Genomic DNA, 17,302 nt, shown 5'->3' with positions numbered 1-17,302 from the left:
CTTCATTGCGCATCATTGATGCCAGAGATTAATCTTTAATTATTAACGCAGCGGCGGAGTTTTCTTACTCATTCATCAATGAGTGAAGTTAATAGTGGTTTTCAGCCTCCCTTTCTCAGGACCATACCGCAATAAAAAGCCGCTGATAAAAGCATAACGTCCATAATGCTGCGCTATTTTTCCTGATTAATGACCGATATCTGAACAGTTACCCTCTGCCAGCGCTGAGCATCGCTATGTTCAGGAGACCATCAGTCCCGTTTTTTCACTGACAAACGGAGGATCAGAGAGGCTTTCGGGGGTTAAGGTACGATTACGCAGGGGCATGAAATCGATTTCGCGGCACAAATCTGCCGGAGAGCGAGCAAATCCGGGTAGGGTTTAATCTTAAAAAGCCGCGCGACGTGTTATCCGCGCGGCAGAGGTCTTTTGGCGATCTTCGCGGTTTACTCTTTAATCGCGACGACGAGAGGCTGCGGTTTGATGCGCATTGCCCACAGGACACCAGCCATCAGACAAACAATGCCCGTCACGGTGAGCAGGGGTGGCCAGCTTTGATACCAGAGAAAAGTCCACAACAGGCCGAAAAGGATCTCAAAAACAATCAGTGGCCCCATCAGTACGGTGGGCAGACGCTGGCTGGCTGCGTTCCAGCATAAGGTCCCCAGCCATGAACAGAGCAGACCGATCGCCAGCATCAGGGAGATAAACACCGCAGGACGCGGCCCAAACGGCAGCGAAAAAGCTGGCTGTTGCCAGGCGAGCTGTGCGCTGACCAACGCGTACATGATTAGCGCCATCGGCAGCGTCACGACTCCCTGCGCTGTTGCCCAGGTTGAGGGCCGCAGTTCGGGATGAGTACGCAGCCAGCGGGCATTGCGCAGCGGATACCAGGTCCAGCAGACCACAGCCAGCAGCGCCAGCGCGATACCGGTCAGATAACGGCTGAGATCAAGTGAGTGGCCCTGACTCTGTAGCTCCGCCGCATTTACGCAGAGTAATCCGGCCGCCATCATGACCAGTGCCGGAAACAGCCGCCGCCACGGCAGGCGTCCTTCAAGATGGCCGTAACAGAGATTGGCCGTCACAGCGATCACCACCGGCAGCGTGCCGATAATCATGGTGGAGACCGGCCCGCCAGTGCGCTGAATGGCATTCGCCAGAAACGCATAGTAGAGGAGGTTTCCCACCAGCGAGAGCTTTACCGCCTCACGCCAGTCAGCCCGGGCCAGCTTGCGCAGGCGATGACGACCGTGCCAGGCCAGCGGCAGCGCAATCAGCCCAAACGCCACATAACGTCCCGCCGATTGCAGCGCGCCAGGATAGTCAGGCACCAGCAGCGGCCCGACAAAGATCAGCCCCCACAGCAGTCCGGCGGTGACGGCAAACATGACACCAGCAAACATAATTTCTTCCTTATATAGCTTTTTAGTTCAGTGTGGCGGGTTCGGGCGGGGAATGCTTGTAGCAGATTGCGGTGGTATCAGGGCTGGCGCACCTGCTTTTGATAGCGGCCCGGCGTGATGCCATAACGGTTTGCAAAGGCGCGGGTCAGATGGGCCTGATCGGTTAATCCCACCGCCGCCGCAACGCTGGCAGCCGGTTCACCCTGTGCCAGCCTTTGCTTGGCGTCGTAAAGCCGGAAAGCCATCAGCATCTGATGCGGCGTAACGTGATAGTGCTGTCGAAAGGCGCGTAAGAAGTGCCACGGCGAAAGCGATGCCAGCGCCGCCAGCTCATCCAGCCGCACCGGTTCTGCGAGGTTCGCGCGCAGAAAATCTCTTACCTGATCAAAACGATGCCGTGCGTCCGGTCTGCCCTGTGAGGACATGCGTGCCAGCGGACGAATCTGCAACAGCAGTTCAGCGAGCAGGCTCTGACGTGCCAGTGGTGATTCCGCCTGCCAGAGAGTCGCCAGCGTGTGGGAGAGCGGCCGCGCCACCCGCGGATCGGTCAACAGCGCCTCGTTGAACCACCAGCCGCGATCGCCGGTCAGTTCATCCATCAGCTGCGGCTGAATGTAGATCATCTGGTAGCGCCAGCCCTCTTCACACGCTGACTCACCGGTATGCAGCTCATCCGGATTCATCATGACCAGCGAGTTCTCCGGCGCAGTATATTCGGTGCCGCGGTAGCGAAAGCGTTGCGCGCCCGCTTCAATGGTGCCGATACCAAAGGCTTCATGGGTATGGGGTTCAAATGCGTAGCGGGAGATGTGGGCCTGATAGAGTTCCACACCGGGCAGCTCGGCGAGTTGCTGAAACCGGGCGCGGTCTTTCTCACAGGGGAAACTCGCCGGAACACCTTCCACTTCTCTCTCCTTATTTAACCAGTCGGTTTAGCATGCCTGTGACAGGGGGGAAAATGCAAAAGATTGCTTTCCGCAATGCCTCAGGTAACACTGCTTTTTTCAAACCGGATGAGATTAAGCATGGCACAGCGGGTAGTCGTGGTCATTGATATGCAGAATGGCGTCTTCAGCACGCCACGCTTCGATACAGCGGGAAGGATTGCACAGATTAACCGGCTGACCGAACGCGCCGATATCACAATATTTATCCAGCACCGCGAAGGCGAGATGTGCGAGGGTAATGCGGCTTTCGATCTGCTGCCGGAAATTGTTCAGCCTGCTGGCGCACACTATGTGACTAAAACTGCCTGCGACAGCTTCTGGCACACCGACCTGGCCGCGCTGTTAAAGAGGCTGGCGGTAGAGGAATTTGTGGTGTGCGGTTGTGCCACTGACTACTGCCTGGATACCACGATAAAAGTCGGTGCCAGTGCGGGCTATGCGATTACCGTTGCCGCTGATGCGCACACCACGGCAGATCGCCGCTGGGTCAGCGCCGAAGCACTGATTAACCAGCACAATGATGTGTGGGCCTCACTGCTGATCCCCGGCAACGTGCCGCGTGTGCTGAGCACAGAGGCGATTCTGGCGGAATGGTCGTAGCTGGCCGCCAGCCGCCGCGCATAAAAAAGCCCGCAAAGCGGGCTTTTTTTGTACTCTCTGGCCAACGGAATCAGAACGGAATATCGTCGTCGAAATCCATTGGTGGTTCGTTGTTGTTGCTGGCCGGCGCGCTCTGTGGCTGCGGCTGCGGACGGGACTGCGCGCCGCCACTGAACTGGTTATTGTTGCCCTGCGGCTGCTGCGGCTGACCCCAGCCATTGTTGTTGCCACCGCCCTGCGCGCCGCCACCGGCTGGAGCGCCTGCACCGGCGTTACCGCCCTGCTGACGGCCGCCCAGCATCTGCATGGTACCGCCAACGTTAACCACGACTTCGGTGGTGTAACGCTCCTGGCCACCCTGATCCTGCCATTTACGGGTGCGCAGCTGGCCTTCGATATAGACCTGCGACCCTTTTTTCAGGTATTCACCCGCGACTTCAGCCAGTTTGCCAAACAGCACCACACGGTGCCACTCAGTGATCTCTTTGTTTTCACCGGTCTGCTTGTCGCGCCAGCTTTCCGACGTAGCCAGCGTAATGTTGGCAACAGCGCCACCATTTGGCATATAACGTACTTCCGGATCCTGACCCAGATTCCCGACAAGAATCACTTTGTTAACGCCACGACTGGCCATGTTGCTGTCTCCCGATGAGTTAATGCATACAGTCTAATCTATCAATTCTAACACGTCCTGCGGTCTGTTTCCCACTTTCGAGCGGGGTTCCAGTTTTAATCCGCTGCGCTCCGGAGGTGCACTCCGGAGGCTAAGAGTACTGGATATTTATTCAGTCTATTTTTTGTGCCATAATGACACGTTTATTCTGGCCGTGTCGGCAAGGCGCGGTGAGTGCTGCTAATCCGGGAAAGGTGAATGGATAAGATCGAAGTTCGTGGTGCCCGCACCCATAATTTGAAAAACATCAACCTGACCATCCCACGCGACAAACTCATTGTGGTAACCGGCCTGTCAGGTTCCGGTAAATCCTCACTGGCGTTTGATACGCTGTATGCGGAAGGTCAGCGCCGCTATGTGGAGTCGCTCTCTGCGTATGCGCGCCAGTTTCTTTCGTTAATGGAGAAGCCGGACGTCGATCATATCGAAGGTTTGTCGCCCGCCATTTCCATTGAACAGAAATCCACCTCGCACAACCCACGCTCGACCGTGGGAACCATCACCGAGATCCATGATTACCTGCGTCTGCTGTTTGCCCGCGTTGGCGAACCGCGCTGCCCGGATCATGATGTGCCGCTGGCGGCGCAGACCGTCAGCCAGATGGTCGATCAGGTGCTCTCCCAGCCGGAAGGCCGTCGCCTGATGCTGCTGGCGCCGGTGGTGAAAGATCGTAAGGGTGAGCACACCAAAACGCTGGAGAATCTGGCGACCCAGGGCTATATCCGTGCGCGTATTGATGGCGAAGTGTGTGACCTCTCCGACCCGCCAAAACTCGAGCTGCAGAAGAAGCACACCATTGAAGTGGTGATTGACCGCTTTAAAGTGCGTGAAGATCTCGCGACCCGCCTGGCGGAATCGTTTGAGACCACGCTGGAGCTCTCCGGCGGGACGGCCATCGTGGCGGACATGGATGACAGCGCCGCAGAAGAGCTGCTCTTCTCGGCTAACTTCGCCTGCCCGATCTGTGGTTACAGCATGAGCGAGCTGGAGCCGCGCCTGTTCTCGTTTAACAACCCGGCGGGCGCCTGTCCGACCTGTGATGGCCTTGGCGTACAGCAATATTTTGACCCTGACCGCGTGGTGCAGAATCCTGAACTCTCGCTGGCGGGCGGTGCAATCCGCGGCTGGGATCGCCGCAATTTCTACTACTTCCAGATGCTGCGTTCGCTGGCGGAACACCTCGATTTTGATATCGAAGCGTCGTTCGGCAGCCTGCCAGAAAACGTACAGAAAGTGATTCTGTACGGATCAGGCAAAGAGAGCATCGAATTCAAGTACATCAACGATCGCGGCGACACCTCGGTGCGCCGTCATCCGTTTGAAGGCGTACTCAATAACATGGAGCGCCGCTACAAAGAGACTGAGTCCTCAGCGGTACGCGAAGAGCTGGCGAAATTTATCAGCAACCGCGCCTGTGCCAGCTGTGAAGGGACCCGTCTGCGTCGTGAAGCGCGTCATGTCTTCGTGGAGAACACCACGCTGCCGACCATCTCTGAGATGAGCATCGGCCATGCGATGTCCTTCTTTGAAAACATGAAACTCAGCGGCCAGCGTGCGCAGATCGCCGAGAAAATCCTGAAAGAGATTGGCGATCGCCTGAGCTTCCTGGTCAACGTCGGCCTGAACTATCTTTCGATGTCGCGTTCCGCCGAGACCCTGTCCGGTGGTGAAGCGCAGCGTATCCGTCTGGCCAGCCAGATCGGTGCCGGTCTGGTCGGCGTGATGTATGTGCTGGATGAGCCTTCAATCGGCCTGCACCAGCGCGACAACGAACGTCTGCTTGGCACCCTGATTCATCTGCGCGACCTCGGTAACACGGTGATCGTGGTTGAGCATGATGAAGATGCGATTCGTGCCGCTGACCATGTGATCGATATCGGTCCGGGTGCCGGCGTGCATGGCGGCCAGGTGGTGGCTGAAGGCACCGTTGATCAGATTATGGCGGAAGAGGCCTCCCTGACCGGCCAGTTCCTGAGCGGCAAGCGTGGCATTGTGGTGCCAGAGGAGCGCGTCAAAGGCGATCCGGCCAAAGTCCTGAAGATTACCGGCGCACGCGGCAACAACCTCAAGGATGTCACGCTGACGCTGCCGGTCGGGCTGTTCACCTGTATTACCGGTGTTTCCGGCTCGGGTAAATCGACCCTGATCAACGATACGCTCTTCCCGATTGCCCAGCGGGCGCTGAACGGCGCGACCATCGCCGAACCGGCACCTTACCGTGACGTGGCGGGACTGGAGCACTTCGACAAAGTAATCGACATCGACCAGAGCCCGATTGGTCGTACACCGCGCTCTAACCCGGCCACCTACACCGGCATCTTCACCCCGGTGCGTGAACTGTTTGCGGGCGTGCCGGAAGCGCGTTCACGCGGCTACAATCCGGGCCGCTTCAGCTTTAACGTGCGTGGCGGACGCTGTGAAGCCTGTCAGGGCGATGGCGTGCTGAAAGTCGAAATGCACTTCCTGCCGGACATTTATGTGCCGTGCGATCAGTGCAAAGGCAAACGCTATAACCGTGAAACGCTGGAAGTGAAGTACAAAGGCAAGAGCATTCACGAAGTGCTGGAGATGACCATCGAAGAGGCTCGTGAGTTCTTCGATGCGGTGCCGGCGCTGGCGCGTAAGCTGCAGACGTTGATCGATGTCGGTCTCACCTACATCCGCCTCGGTCAGTCCGCCACCACCCTTTCCGGCGGTGAAGCCCAGCGCGTGAAGCTGGCGCGTGAGCTGTCGAAGCGTGGCACCGGTCAGACGCTCTATATTCTGGATGAACCGACTACCGGCCTGCACTTTGCCGATATCCAGCAGCTGCTGGAAGTGCTGCATAAGCTGCGCGATCAGGGCAACACCATCGTGGTGATTGAGCACAACCTCGATGTGGTCAAAACCGCAGACTGGATTGTCGACCTGGGTCCGGAAGGCGGCAGCGGCGGTGGTGAAATACTGGTAGCTGGTACGCCAGAAACCGTGGCGGAGTGTGAGAAATCACATACCGCACGCTTCCTGAAACCACTGTTACAGAAGTAATTTTGTCAGGCCCGCCGCGTGCGGGCCTTTTACTCTCCCCTGGCGATTCAGCCAGAAAAATGCAGAATCAGGCAAGATTCAGACATGTATAGGCATATACGCTTTTCCCCACGCTGACTATCCTTAAGCAGTTCCTCTTTGCCACGCCCCTGGCGTCGCCCTGTTTTCGCAGCACATCAACGCTGCTGCACTTCATCGAATAACACTCACGACACATCGAAACTGGAGACACCATGAATATTACGCATGCGTACGCTGCTCAGGATGCAAAATCCAAACTGGCACCGTTCGATTTTAAGCCGCGTGAGCTGCGCGCCCATGACGTTCAGCTTGAGGTGCTGTTCTGTGGCGTTTGCCACTCAGACCTGCATCAGGCCCGTAATGAGTGGAAAAACACCATTTTCCCCGTGGTTCCGGGTCATGAAATTGTCGGTCGCGTCACGGCCGTTGGCCCGCAGACGCAGAAATACAAAGTCGGCGATCTGGTCGGCGTAGGCTGCATGGTCGATTCGTGCCGCAGCTGTCCGAGCTGTCAGCAGGGGCTGGAGCAGTATTGCGAAAACGGCTTTGTTGGCACCTATAACGGTGAAGATCGCGAAACCGGCGCCATTACCTACGGCGGTTACTCAACGTCGATGGTGGTTGATGAGAGCTTTGTGCTGCGCATTCCCGAGAATCTGGAGCTGGCAGGCGTGGCACCGCTGCTGTGTGCCGGTATCACCACTTACTCGCCGCTGCGCCACTGGAATGTCGGCCCGGGCAAGAAAGTGGGTATCGTAGGCTTAGGCGGCCTGGGCCATATGGGCGTGAAAATTGCCCATGCCATGGGCGCACATGTGGTGCTGTTCACCACTTCGCCTTCCAAAATTGAAGATGGCAAACGTCTGGGTGCCGATGAAGTCGTGATCTCCAAAGATGCGGAGCAGATGGCGCAGCACGCCAACAGCTTTGACTTCATTCTGAATACCGTGGCGGCTCAGCACGATCTCAACCCCTTCATCACCCTTCTGAAGCTGGATGGCAACATGACGCTGGTGGGTGCACCAGAGCACGATCACCCGGCACCGCAGGTGTTTAACCTGATCTTCAAGCGTCGCAGCATCGCCGGTTCACTGATCGGCGGCATCGCAGAGACCCAGGAGATGCTCGATTTCTGTGGTAAGCACGGCATTACGTCAGACATTGAACTGATCGCGATGGACCAGATCAATGAAGCCTATGAGCGCATGCTGAAAAGCGATGTGAAATACCGCTTCGTTATCGACATTAATACCCTGCGCGAGCAGCCTGCCGCGTAACCCGCTGCCTCTGAAACCCTCTTGCTCCGGTAAGAGGGTTTTTTATTGCCGTCTAGCGGGCCGTTGCAACCTGCTGGAATGAGGCATCGATCAGATAGTAGATCTGGGAATCTTTCAGCGAACCGTCCAGGAACAGCGTGCTCCAGTGCGACTTGTTCAGATGCTCGCTGGGAATAATATCGCTATGCTCTTCGCGCAGTAATTCGGCCAGCGCAGGCGTCGATTTCAGCGAGACCGCTGGTCGCCCTTTCGCCTCATGTACCATCGCAAACAGCACGCCGTTGCTTTTAATCTGCGTGGCTTTCCAGTCACTGTGGACGCTCTGCTCCGCGCCCGGCTTGCTCATGCAATAGGTCAGTAAGTCTGAGTTATTCATTACGATTCCCCTTGTAAAGTGGCGACAATCCGCCTGGCACCGCCCTCAATGCGATGCTCGCCCAGCCAGATACCCTGCCAGGTGCCCAGCACCAGACGTCCCCGCTGAACCGGTAATAACAACGAAACCCCTAAGGTCGACGATTTGATGTGCGCCGGCATATCATCCCGCCCTTCGTAGTCGTGCTGATAAGGCGCATTCTCCGGCACGTGCCGCATGAAATGCTGCTCCATGTCGCTGCGCACCGTCGGGTCGCAATTCTCATTTAAGGTTAACGACGCCGAAGTGTGCTGCAACAGAAGATGCAGCAGACCGGTTTTGATATCACGCAGTCCGGAGAGCGAGTTCACGATCTCATCGGTGACCAGATGAAACCCGCGCGGCTTCGCGCTCAGCGTAATAGTTTGTTGATGCCACATAGCTTATTCCTGAAACGGTTACCCCGTTTAAGTGTGCAGCATGTCGCCGAAAGGTAAACCCTGACCCATAAAAAAACCGCCAGAGAGCACCCTGACGGTTTTTTTTACAGCATGGCTGCCGTTACATCACGGCGGCAAACGCTTCAGCCACCTGATGCACATTTGTGCTGTTCAGACCGGCCACACACATGCGGCCACTGCCCACCAGATAGATGCCAAATTCGTTGCGCAGACGATCGACCTGCTGCGCACTCAGGCCGGTGTAGCTGAACATGCCACGCTGCTTCAGCAGGTAGTCGAAGTTTTTACCTGGCAGTGCGGTGCTCAGCACGTCCACCAGCGACTGACGCATGTCCAGAATGCGTAAGCGCATCGCTTCCACTTCAGCCAGCCAGCTGGCTTTCAACTCGTCATCGTTGAGTACGCGCGCGACAACCTGCGCACCGAAATTCGGCGGGCTGGAGTAGTTGCGGCGAACCGTCGCTTTTAACTGGCCCAGCACACGCGCTGACTCTTCGGCGCTGTCACAGACGATAGAGAGACCGCCCACGCGCTCGCCATAGAGCGAGAAAATTTTGGAGAAGGAGTTGCTCACCAGGGCTGGCAGGCCCGCCGCCGCGACCGCGCGCAACGCATAGGCATCCTGCTGCATGCCGGCACCAAAGCCCTGATAGGCGATATCCAGGAAAGGAATCAGCTGCTGTGCTTTCAGCACCTCAACGGTCTGATCCCACTGCGCATCAGTCAGGTCAGCGCCGGTCGGGTTATGACAGCAGGGATGCAGCAGCACGACGCTCTGCGCTGGCAGGGTTTTCAGGATGCTGATAAAGGCATCAAACCGCACGCCGTGGGTCTCTGCGTCATACCAGGGATAGGTATTTACCTCAAAACCTGCACCATTAAAAATCGCAACGTGGTTTTCCCAGGTCGGATCGCTGACCCAGACCGCAGACTGCGGGAAGTAGCGCTTAAGGAAATCCGCGCCCACTTTCAGCGCGCCAGAACCGCCCAGCGTCTGAATAGAGGCGATACGGCCCGCGTTTAACACCGGATGATCGGCACCAAACAGCAGCGGTGCAATCGCACTACGGTAGCTGTTCAGCCCTTCCATTGGCAGATAGAGCGATGCCTGATGCGGCTCAGCATAGATCTGCTCTTCGGCAGCGGCTACAGCCTTCAGCTGCGGGATGATACCCTTTTCGTCGTAATAGAGGCCGATACTCAGGTTAACTTTATGTTCGCGTGGGTCTTGTTTGAAGGCTTCCATCAACGACAGAATCGGATCGCCAGCATAGGCATCAACGTTTTGAAACACGGTGTAGGTCTCCATGATTGGTCCAGAGGGAAAATGCGGATTAAACCCGATAGCGTCCCGGACGGTGGTTCATTGCAATAATCAGATTCAGGATCACCGCACCCGCAATCGACGCGAGCAGGATGGGGCCACTCACCACAAACAGTGACGCCAGCACGACGCAGGTATCGACGGCCATTTGCAGTTTCCCCGCGCGGATCCCAAAGCGATCCTGTAGCCACAGCGCCAGAATATTGATGCCGCCCAGGCTCGCCTTATGACGAAATAACACTATAAACCCGATTCCCATGATGACGTTACCGAACAGTGTCGCATAGAAGGGGTTAAGGTCAGAAAAGTGGACGAACAGCGGGTGCAGCTGGGTGAACAGCGACACCAGACCGACGGCGCAGAAGGTTTTCAGGGTAAATTCCCAGCCCATGCGTTTTACCGCCAGCCAGTAAAAAGGGATGTTGATCAGGAAAAACGCGCTGCCGAACGAAAGCGGCGACAGGTAGCTGATCAGAAAGGCGATGCCTGCGGTGCTGCCGGTCAGCGCCCCCGCCTGTTTCAGCATAATGACGCCGAACGAGACCATCAGGGTGCCAAGCACCATCGCCAGCGCATCTTCAATGCGCGAATGCGGGACGCGGGAGGGTTCTGCGATGTTATCCATGGGGTTTTCTCAGTGCAAAGGATGCGGTTTCGATGCAAAAAACGCACCATCGCCACAGCACTGAACTGCTGTAAACCGGGTGCCAGCGATATCCCATTGATATCTAAGGCGCTTTAAAAAAGAACTTTGTGCATAAATTCCGGCAGATACCGTCAACCTATGCGTTAAAGTCCGACTCCATGCGCGCTCTTCGCATTAATTGCCGCAAGTGTGCACCAAAAGCGCACAGCGTGCACCTTTTTAGCGCGTCTTCTGCTCAGGCAGCATCATCAGCCCGTTCTCTTTCATGCGTCCCAGCACTACCGAGGTTTTCACATGGGAAACGCTCTGGTGGCCCGCGACTAACTGGCTGATTAACGCACTAAGGGAATTGAGATCGGCCACTGCCACTTTAAGCAGATAGTCCGCATCGCCGGTGGTTTTATAGGCATCCACGATCGCCTGTTCCTGCTCCACCATCCGGTGAAAGCTCTCAACATATTCTGCGGTGTGGTTAATTAAACGCACCTCAATCAATCCCACCATGCCAAGCCCGATGGCATCGGGCGACAGCCGGGCATGATAACCCAGGATCAGATTAGCCTGTTCCAGATTGATACGACGGCGGGAACATTGTGAGGCAGAAAGGCCGACCAGATCGCTGAGTTCCTGATTGGTCAGACGGCCGTTGGATTGTAATAAAGTCAGGATTTTAAGGTCGTAATCGTCTACGTGAGTCATTCCGTTTCCACAGCGTGATGGGCGTCGCTTTGTTACAGATAACCCGATAACCCGAGAGGTTGTCCAACACTATTTTGTGATGATGGGGGCTGTCATGCACAGATCGTGCATGACAGCACAAACCGGGGATTATTCGTCGTCGTATTGCGGGCCAGCGTAGTTGTCGAAGCGTGACCACTGACCGTTAAAGGTCAGGCGTACTGTACCGATCGGGCCGTTACGCTGTTTACCCAGAATGATCTCCGCGATCCCTTTAAGATCGCTGTTTTCGTGGTAAACCTCATCGCGATAGATAAACATGATCAAATCCGCATCCTGCTCGATCGAGCCCGATTCACGCAGATCCGAGTTGACCGGACGTTTATCGGCTCGCTGCTCCAGCGAGCGGTTAAGCTGCGACAGCGCCACAACCGGCACGTTCAGCTCTTTGGCCAGCGCTTTCAGCGAGCGGGAGATCTCAGCAATTTCCAGCGTACGGTTGTCCGACAGCGCCGGCACGCGCATCAGTTGCAGATAGTCGATCATGATCATGCTTAATCCACCGTTTTCACGGTAGATGCGTCGGGCGCGCGAACGCACTTCGGTGGGCGTCAGGCCGGAAGAGTCATCAATGTACATGTTCTTCTTCTCCAGCAGGATACCCATGGTGCCGGAAATACGCGCCCAGTCCTCATCATCCAGCTGCCCGGTACGGATGCGGGTCTGATCGACGCGGGAGAGTGACGCCAGCATACGCATCATGATCTGCTCGCTGGGCATCTCCAGACTGAAGATCAGCACCGGTTTTTCCTGCAGCATGGCGGCGTTTTCGCACAGGTTCATCGCAAAGGTGGTTTTACCCATCGAAGGACGTGCGGCGACAATAATCAGATCAGAACCCTGCAGGCCCGCGGTCTTTTTATTCAGATCCTGATAGCCGGTATCGACGCCAGTGACGCCATCGTGCGGTGTCTGATAGAGCGATTCGATACGCGATACGGTCGATTCCAGAATCTGCTCGATGTTTTTCGGGCCAGCATCCTTATCCGCGCGCGCTTCCGCAATTTTAAAGACGTTCGACTCCGCGAAGTCGAGCAGCTCTTCGCTGTTACGCCCCTGCGGATCATAACCGGCATCGGCAATCTGGTTAGCGACGGCGATCATCTCGCGCACCACCGCACGTTCGCGCACGATGTCAGCATAGGCGCCGATGTTCGCCGCGCTTGGGGTGTTTTTCGCCAGTTCCGCCAGATAGGCAAAGCCGCCCGCCATCTCCAGCTCGCCACGGGTTTCCAGCGATTCGGAGAGCGTAATCAGGTCAATAGGTTTGCTGTTTTCCAGCAGCCGCTGCATCTCTGAAAAAATCAGCCGATGCGAGCGGTTGAAAAAGTCATTCGCGACGACGCGCTCAGAGACATTGTCCCAGCGCTCGTTATCCAGCATTAACCCACCGAGCACCGACTGCTCCGCTTCCAGCGAATGCGGGGGCATTTTCACGCCTGCGAGCTGGCGATCCTGCGTTTCGTTCGATTTGTTGGTGGGTTTATTTCCTGCCATAGTGAATGCATTACCGATCTTCTGTGGGGACGCGCAAGTATACCTTAGTTGGGGTGCGTGCCTCACCCTCATGATGAAACAATCACAGGAGTCAGAATGGCAAAGCGTATTCAGTTCAGCGCACAGGGCGGCCCGGACGTTTTAGAGTGGACAGATTTTGAACCTGCTGATCCGGCCGAACATGAAGTGCAGGTAGAACATCGCGCTATCGGCATTAATTACATCGATACCTATGTTCGCAGCGGACTTTATCCGGTCGCCGCTTTTCCCTCTGGCCTGGGTACAGAAGCCGCGGGCGTGGTGTCGCGGGTTGGACGTGGCGTGACATTATTTAAGCCCGGCGATCGCGTGGTCTACTGTCTGGCGTCGATGGGGGCCTATAGCGAAGTACACAACGTGGCGGAAGATCGCCTGATGCATCTCCCGGAGGCGATCAGTTTTGAGCAGGGCGCAGCCAGCTACCTGAAAGGGCTGACCACACAATATCTGCTGCGCCAGACCTATAAAATCAGCGCCGGTGAGACCTTCCTTTTTCATGCCGCAGCGGGCGGCGTCGGTTTAATTGCCTGTCAGTGGGCAAAAGCGCTGGGTGCCCATTTGATTGGCACAGTCGGGTCAGCAGAAAAGGCAGCGATGGCCAAGAAGGCTGGCGCCTGGGCGACGATTAACTACCGTGAAGAGAATATTGCGCAACGCGTCAGCGAACTGACCGACGGGAAAAAAGTGGGCGTAGTTTATGACTCAGTGGGCAAAGATACCTGGGAAGCATCGCTGGACTCATTGCGCCGTCATGGGCTGATGGTCAGCTTTGGCAATGCTTCGGGTCCGGTGACCGGGATTGATCTCGGCATTCTGAATAAGAAAGGCTCGCTGTTTGTGACCCGCCCTTCACTGTTTGGCTATATCACCAACCGGCAGGAGCTGGAAACCGCCAGTGCCGAGCTTTTCTCGCTGCTGGCGAGTGGCGCAATTAAAGTTGATGTACCGGAGCAGCAGAAGTTTGCGCTGAAAGAGGCCAGCAAAGCGCACCAGATGCTGGAGAGCCGCGCCACGCAGGGATCCTGTCTCTTAATTCCATAGTAGTGAGCAACAAAAAGGGCTTCCCGCGGGAAGCCCTTCTCTTTTTTTATTTTTTGTTCGCGCTGGTGTAGGGACAGCGGCGATGAATTCATGTCGAGTCGATGGCACATCGATTTGACGACAGGCATCCTGCCAGAAAACATAAGTAAAAAATATGTTTAATTGCAGATCAGCCCTGTCCAATCTCTCACACTGTGATCTTCACCGCATTTAGCGCCAGCCTTTGCGGTCTAACCTGTTGATCTTACGCCGCAGCTTGCGACGTGCTCGCTCATCGCTGTCGCCAAAAAAGGCACGATGCAGCCAGACCGCAATTACCGCCAGCACCAGCCACGGCAACACTTTAATAACAATTGCAAACAGTCCACCGACAAACATCACGATGGTTGCGACCACCAGTGCTGCCAGCACGCCCAACAGCGAAACGCCTGTCAGCAACAGCATCAGGAAAAACCCTAATACGAATAAAATTTCCACGTCAGCGCTCCTTTTTAATTCCGATTGTTATAGTTATTACAAAAAACGTGCCAACAGTTAACTTATTGATTTTTAGTTGATAAGAGATAAACAGAAGAGAGCAACCTGGTGAAAAAAACCACATAATGGCGTAAAAAAACCAGCCTTCAGAGCTGGTTTTTTCGGGTTCAGATGAGGCGTCAGGCTTCCTGCGGGATCTTATCGGCGACCAGCGCCAGCGCCGCTTCCAGCACACGGACATCGGCACCGGGCTTGTGGGCATTTTCACTCAGGTGGCGTCGCCACTGGCGGGCGCCCGGAATCCCCTGGAACAGACCCAGCATATGGCGCGTGACATGTCCCAGATACGTCCCCTTCGCCAGTTCTGCTTCAATATAGGGATACATGGCGCGCACCACTTCAACCGGGTTAGCCGCCGGATGCTGACGACCAAACAATGTCTGATCGACCTGCGCCAGAATGCCGGGATTTTGGTAGGCTTCACGTCCCATCATCACGCCGTCAAGGTGTTGCAGATGAGTCTGTGCCTCTTCCAGCGTTTTTACGCCGCCATTGAGAGCGATAGTCAGTTGCGGAAAATCGCGTTTCAGCTGATAGACGCGGGGATAATCCAGCGGTGGAATCTCGCGGTTCTCTTTCGGGCTGAGGCCGGAGAGCCAGGCTTTACGCGCATGAATGATAAATGTCTCGCACTCACCTCGCCCCGCCACCGTGCCGATAAAATCGGTCAGGAATTCATAGCTGTCCAGCTCATCGATACCAATACGGGTTTTCACCGTGACCGGTATTGAGACCACGTCGCGCATCGCTTTAACGGCATCTGCGACCAGATTCGCCTCGGCCATGAGGCAGGCGCCGAAACGGCCATTCTGCACGCGATCAGAGGGACAGCCGACATTTAGGTTCACTTCATCATAGCCGCGCTGCTCTGCCAGCTTCGCGCACTGCGCCAGTGCCGCCGGATCGCTACCGCCAAGCTGCAACGCAACCGGATGCTCAGCCTCACTGTAAGCCAGGTAATCCCCTTTGCCATGAATGATTGCGCCCGTGGTCACCATTTCGGTGTAGAGCAGCGTGTCACCGGTCAGCTGGCGATGAAAATAGCGACAGTGACGATCGGTCCAGTCGAGCATAGGGGCGATAGAGAAACGTTGCGAAGAGAAATTAGGCATGAAGCGCAGACAATCCGGTAATTAAGGGGTGATGGAATTCTGTGCAAGGATAACACAAGGGCGGGCGATAGTGCATCGCCCGCCCCCGAACAGTCTGAATAACGCGCTTAGAAGTTAAAGCCCAGCTGCATCATCGCGCCCCAGGTGTTGTTAGCACCCACAGAGCCCGCCAGATCCAGATGTACGGCTTTGTTAAACGGTGACAGACCAAAACCGGCCGTAGCGACATTTTCGTCGTTAGAACGCATGTCCGCACGATAACCTGCACGCAGCTGCAGCCAGTCAAGTACGCGGTATTCCGCGCCCACTGCCGCATACTGGCTGTTATCCTGAGTTTTGAAGCGTTTGGTTTCAGTCAGATCCACATCGCCCGTCACGGTAAACGGACCTTTATCCCAGGCCAGACCGGTGGTGACCAGCGGGCGAATCTGGTAGGTGTCGCGGAAACCATTGACCTCTTTGGTCTGCAGATCGCGTGAAACCAGGTTCTGTCCGGTTACACCCAGCGTCCAGTTTTCAGCAAAGGTGGTCGCCAGACCGGCATCAACGTTAAAGCCGGTGTCGGTGCTGCGATACTTACTATTGTTGATGTCGTTCTTGTCGTAGTTGTAGATGCTGGCGGTGTAGTTATAGAGCCAGGTTTTCTGCACTTTCGGCGTCACGCCAACTGATACCGGCTGACCGGCGATGGTGAACTCATGCGCCACCGCTACACCATAATCGGTGGTCAGGGCCGCTAATCCATTCGCGCTGGAGCGCAGGTTATTTTGATCGCCAGGACGAGGAAGCACTGTGCCGTTAGCCACACCGCGCAGATAGTCGATATCGCTCTGTACTACGTTGGCGCGGACATGCGCCGTCCCGTAGGCTTTGGTGATAAAGGCGAAAGGCAGAGTGTCGTTGGGGATCGTAACGGCCACGGCCGCACCCGCGCTGCCGTCTGCTTTGTTACCGCGCAAATCACTGAGCTTGTTAGCGACATCGCCTGAGGCAGCGCGCAGTTCAGGATAGCCACGGAAGAATTCCGCTGGCGTGAAGTTATTCAGCACCGCGCGGTAACGATCCACGGTGTCCGTAATATCATCGACTTTATCTATCAGCTTATCTTTGTCAGTCACCTGAATGCCCGCTGAGGGAAAAATAATGCTGACGCTATCGTCGGGTTTGGCGCGCGTCATTAATGCCGGGTTCGCCAGCACTGCGGAGCCATAAAGAGAAGATGCTACGCCGGTTCCGCCCATGGCGTCATTACGTGCATCATACCAGGTCCCTGCCGCCATGGCGGAAGAAGAAAGGAAAAGCGCGGTCGTTGCAGCCGTGTAGATCAGCGCTGAACGTTGAGCGGATTTTTTCACCATTTGCCTGCCATCACCTGAGAAATTGCCATTGAAACATTCAATGACTGAATAGTTTGTTAGCCCTATTGTGAACCCTGGCTAACGCGTTATTGCTGTGAATTCGAAGGAAACAGTGTCTTAATTCAAAGGATTGGACGTTTTCCAATCAAAAAACCGTTGTAATTGTTCAAACTGCATTGGGATATTTCAAATAATGCCAGACTTTTCTTAAGTCTTTCTGAACATTACTTCTTAACTCAGTGA

16 protein-coding genes are annotated in these 17,302 nt (G+C 55.8%); 4 read left to right on the top strand and 12 right to left on the bottom strand.

The window, feature by feature from the left end; genetic code table 11:
• Positions 1–446: 446 nt before the first annotated feature.
• On the bottom strand, positions 447–1,406 hold the full coding sequence (locus tag EPG66_RS13380; protein ID WP_039392116.1) for a DMT family transporter: 960 nt from the start codon (positions 1,404–1,406) through the stop codon (positions 447–449).
• 77 nt (positions 1,407–1,483) lie between these two features.
• Complete coding sequence (locus tag EPG66_RS13375) at positions 1,484–2,311, bottom strand: AraC family transcriptional regulator (RefSeq protein ID WP_031591778.1); 828 nt, start codon at positions 2,309–2,311, stop codon at positions 1,484–1,486.
• A 120-nt stretch (positions 2,312–2,431) separates the two neighbouring features.
• On the opposite strand from EPG66_RS13375, the gene EPG66_RS13370 reads away from it, so the two are divergent.
• Entirely contained in the window at positions 2,432–2,953 is a 522-nt protein-coding gene (locus tag EPG66_RS13370) for an isochorismatase family protein (protein ID WP_064704979.1), read from the top strand.
• A 70-nt stretch (positions 2,954–3,023) separates the two neighbouring features.
• Here EPG66_RS13370 and ssb1 read toward each other — a convergent pair whose 3' ends face one another.
• The gene (gene ssb1 / locus EPG66_RS13365) at positions 3,024–3,587 is read right to left on the bottom strand and encodes a single-stranded DNA-binding protein SSB1 (protein WP_010252180.1); all 564 of its coding nucleotides are present in this window, start codon (positions 3,585–3,587) and stop codon (positions 3,024–3,026) included.
• A gap of 237 nt (positions 3,588–3,824) precedes the next feature.
• Here ssb1 and uvrA point away from each other — a divergent pair, with 237 nt between their 5' ends.
• A complete protein-coding gene (gene uvrA / locus EPG66_RS13360) occupies positions 3,825–6,653 on the top strand; it encodes an excinuclease ABC subunit UvrA (RefSeq protein ID WP_031591782.1) in 2,829 nt (942 codons plus the stop codon).
• 233 nt (positions 6,654–6,886) lie between these two features.
• Entirely contained in the window at positions 6,887–7,951 is a 1,065-nt protein-coding gene (locus EPG66_RS13355) for an NAD(P)-dependent alcohol dehydrogenase (RefSeq protein ID WP_182687208.1), read from the top strand.
• Between the two features lie 52 nt (positions 7,952–8,003).
• Here the strand turns inward: EPG66_RS13355 and EPG66_RS13350 are convergent, their stop codons facing one another.
• The 6 genes from EPG66_RS13350 to dnaB all read right to left on the bottom strand — a co-directional run bounded on the left by EPG66_RS13350 (position 8,004) and on the right by dnaB (position 12,972).
• Positions 8,004–8,327: an MmcQ/YjbR family DNA-binding protein gene (locus EPG66_RS13350; protein WP_031591784.1), complete on the bottom strand. Its 324-nt coding sequence runs from the start codon at positions 8,325–8,327 to the stop codon at positions 8,004–8,006.
• The gene (locus tag EPG66_RS13345; protein ID WP_031591785.1) at positions 8,327–8,746 is read right to left on the bottom strand and encodes a secondary thiamine-phosphate synthase enzyme YjbQ; all 420 of its coding nucleotides are present in this window, start codon (positions 8,744–8,746) and stop codon (positions 8,327–8,329) included. The genes EPG66_RS13350 and EPG66_RS13345 overlap by 1 nt, the downstream gene beginning before the upstream one ends.
• Positions 8,747–8,867: 121 nt before the next feature.
• Positions 8,868–10,061, bottom strand: a complete 1,194-nt coding sequence (locus EPG66_RS13340; protein ID WP_182687350.1) for an aromatic amino acid transaminase — start codon at positions 10,059–10,061, stop codon at positions 8,868–8,870.
• A 40-nt stretch (positions 10,062–10,101) separates the two neighbouring features.
• The gene (locus EPG66_RS13335; protein ID WP_003855751.1) at positions 10,102–10,716 is read right to left on the bottom strand and encodes a YitT family protein; all 615 of its coding nucleotides are present in this window, start codon (positions 10,714–10,716) and stop codon (positions 10,102–10,104) included.
• 240 nt (positions 10,717–10,956) lie between these two features.
• The gene (locus EPG66_RS13330; RefSeq protein ID WP_010252196.1) at positions 10,957–11,436 is read right to left on the bottom strand and encodes an Lrp/AsnC family transcriptional regulator; all 480 of its coding nucleotides are present in this window, start codon (positions 11,434–11,436) and stop codon (positions 10,957–10,959) included.
• Positions 11,437–11,565: 129 nt separating this feature from the next.
• A complete protein-coding gene (gene dnaB / locus EPG66_RS13325; RefSeq protein ID WP_031591788.1) occupies positions 11,566–12,972 on the bottom strand; it encodes a replicative DNA helicase in 1,407 nt (468 codons plus the stop codon).
• Positions 12,973–13,068: 96 nt separating this feature from the next.
• Here dnaB and EPG66_RS13320 point away from each other — a divergent pair, with 96 nt between their 5' ends.
• Complete coding sequence (locus tag EPG66_RS13320; protein WP_031591790.1) at positions 13,069–14,052, top strand: quinone oxidoreductase; 984 nt, start codon at positions 13,069–13,071, stop codon at positions 14,050–14,052.
• 210 nt (positions 14,053–14,262) lie between these two features.
• On the opposite strand, the gene pspG is transcribed toward EPG66_RS13320, so the two are convergent.
• From pspG to EPG66_RS13305, 3 genes are all read right to left on the bottom strand, one after another.
• Positions 14,263–14,529 carry an envelope stress response protein PspG gene (gene pspG, locus EPG66_RS13315; protein WP_010252199.1) on the bottom strand — a complete coding sequence of 89 codons (267 nt, stop codon included), beginning with the start codon at positions 14,527–14,529 and terminating at the stop codon, positions 14,263–14,265.
• A gap of 179 nt (positions 14,530–14,708) precedes the next feature.
• A complete protein-coding gene (dusA, locus tag EPG66_RS13310; protein ID WP_031591791.1) occupies positions 14,709–15,701 on the bottom strand; it encodes a tRNA dihydrouridine(20/20a) synthase DusA in 993 nt (330 codons plus the stop codon).
• A 107-nt stretch (positions 15,702–15,808) separates the two neighbouring features.
• A complete protein-coding gene (locus EPG66_RS13305) occupies positions 15,809–17,059 on the bottom strand; it encodes a conjugal transfer protein TraF (protein WP_182687206.1) in 1,251 nt (416 codons plus the stop codon).
• Positions 17,060–17,302 lie beyond the last annotated feature (243 nt).

Source organism: Pantoea pleuroti (assembly GCF_014156615.1).
Lineage (GTDB): Bacteria > Pseudomonadota > Gammaproteobacteria > Enterobacterales > Enterobacteriaceae > Pantoea > Pantoea agglomerans.
Note: the sequence above shows the minus strand (reverse complement) of the source record. Positions and strands in the feature narration are given on the sequence as shown.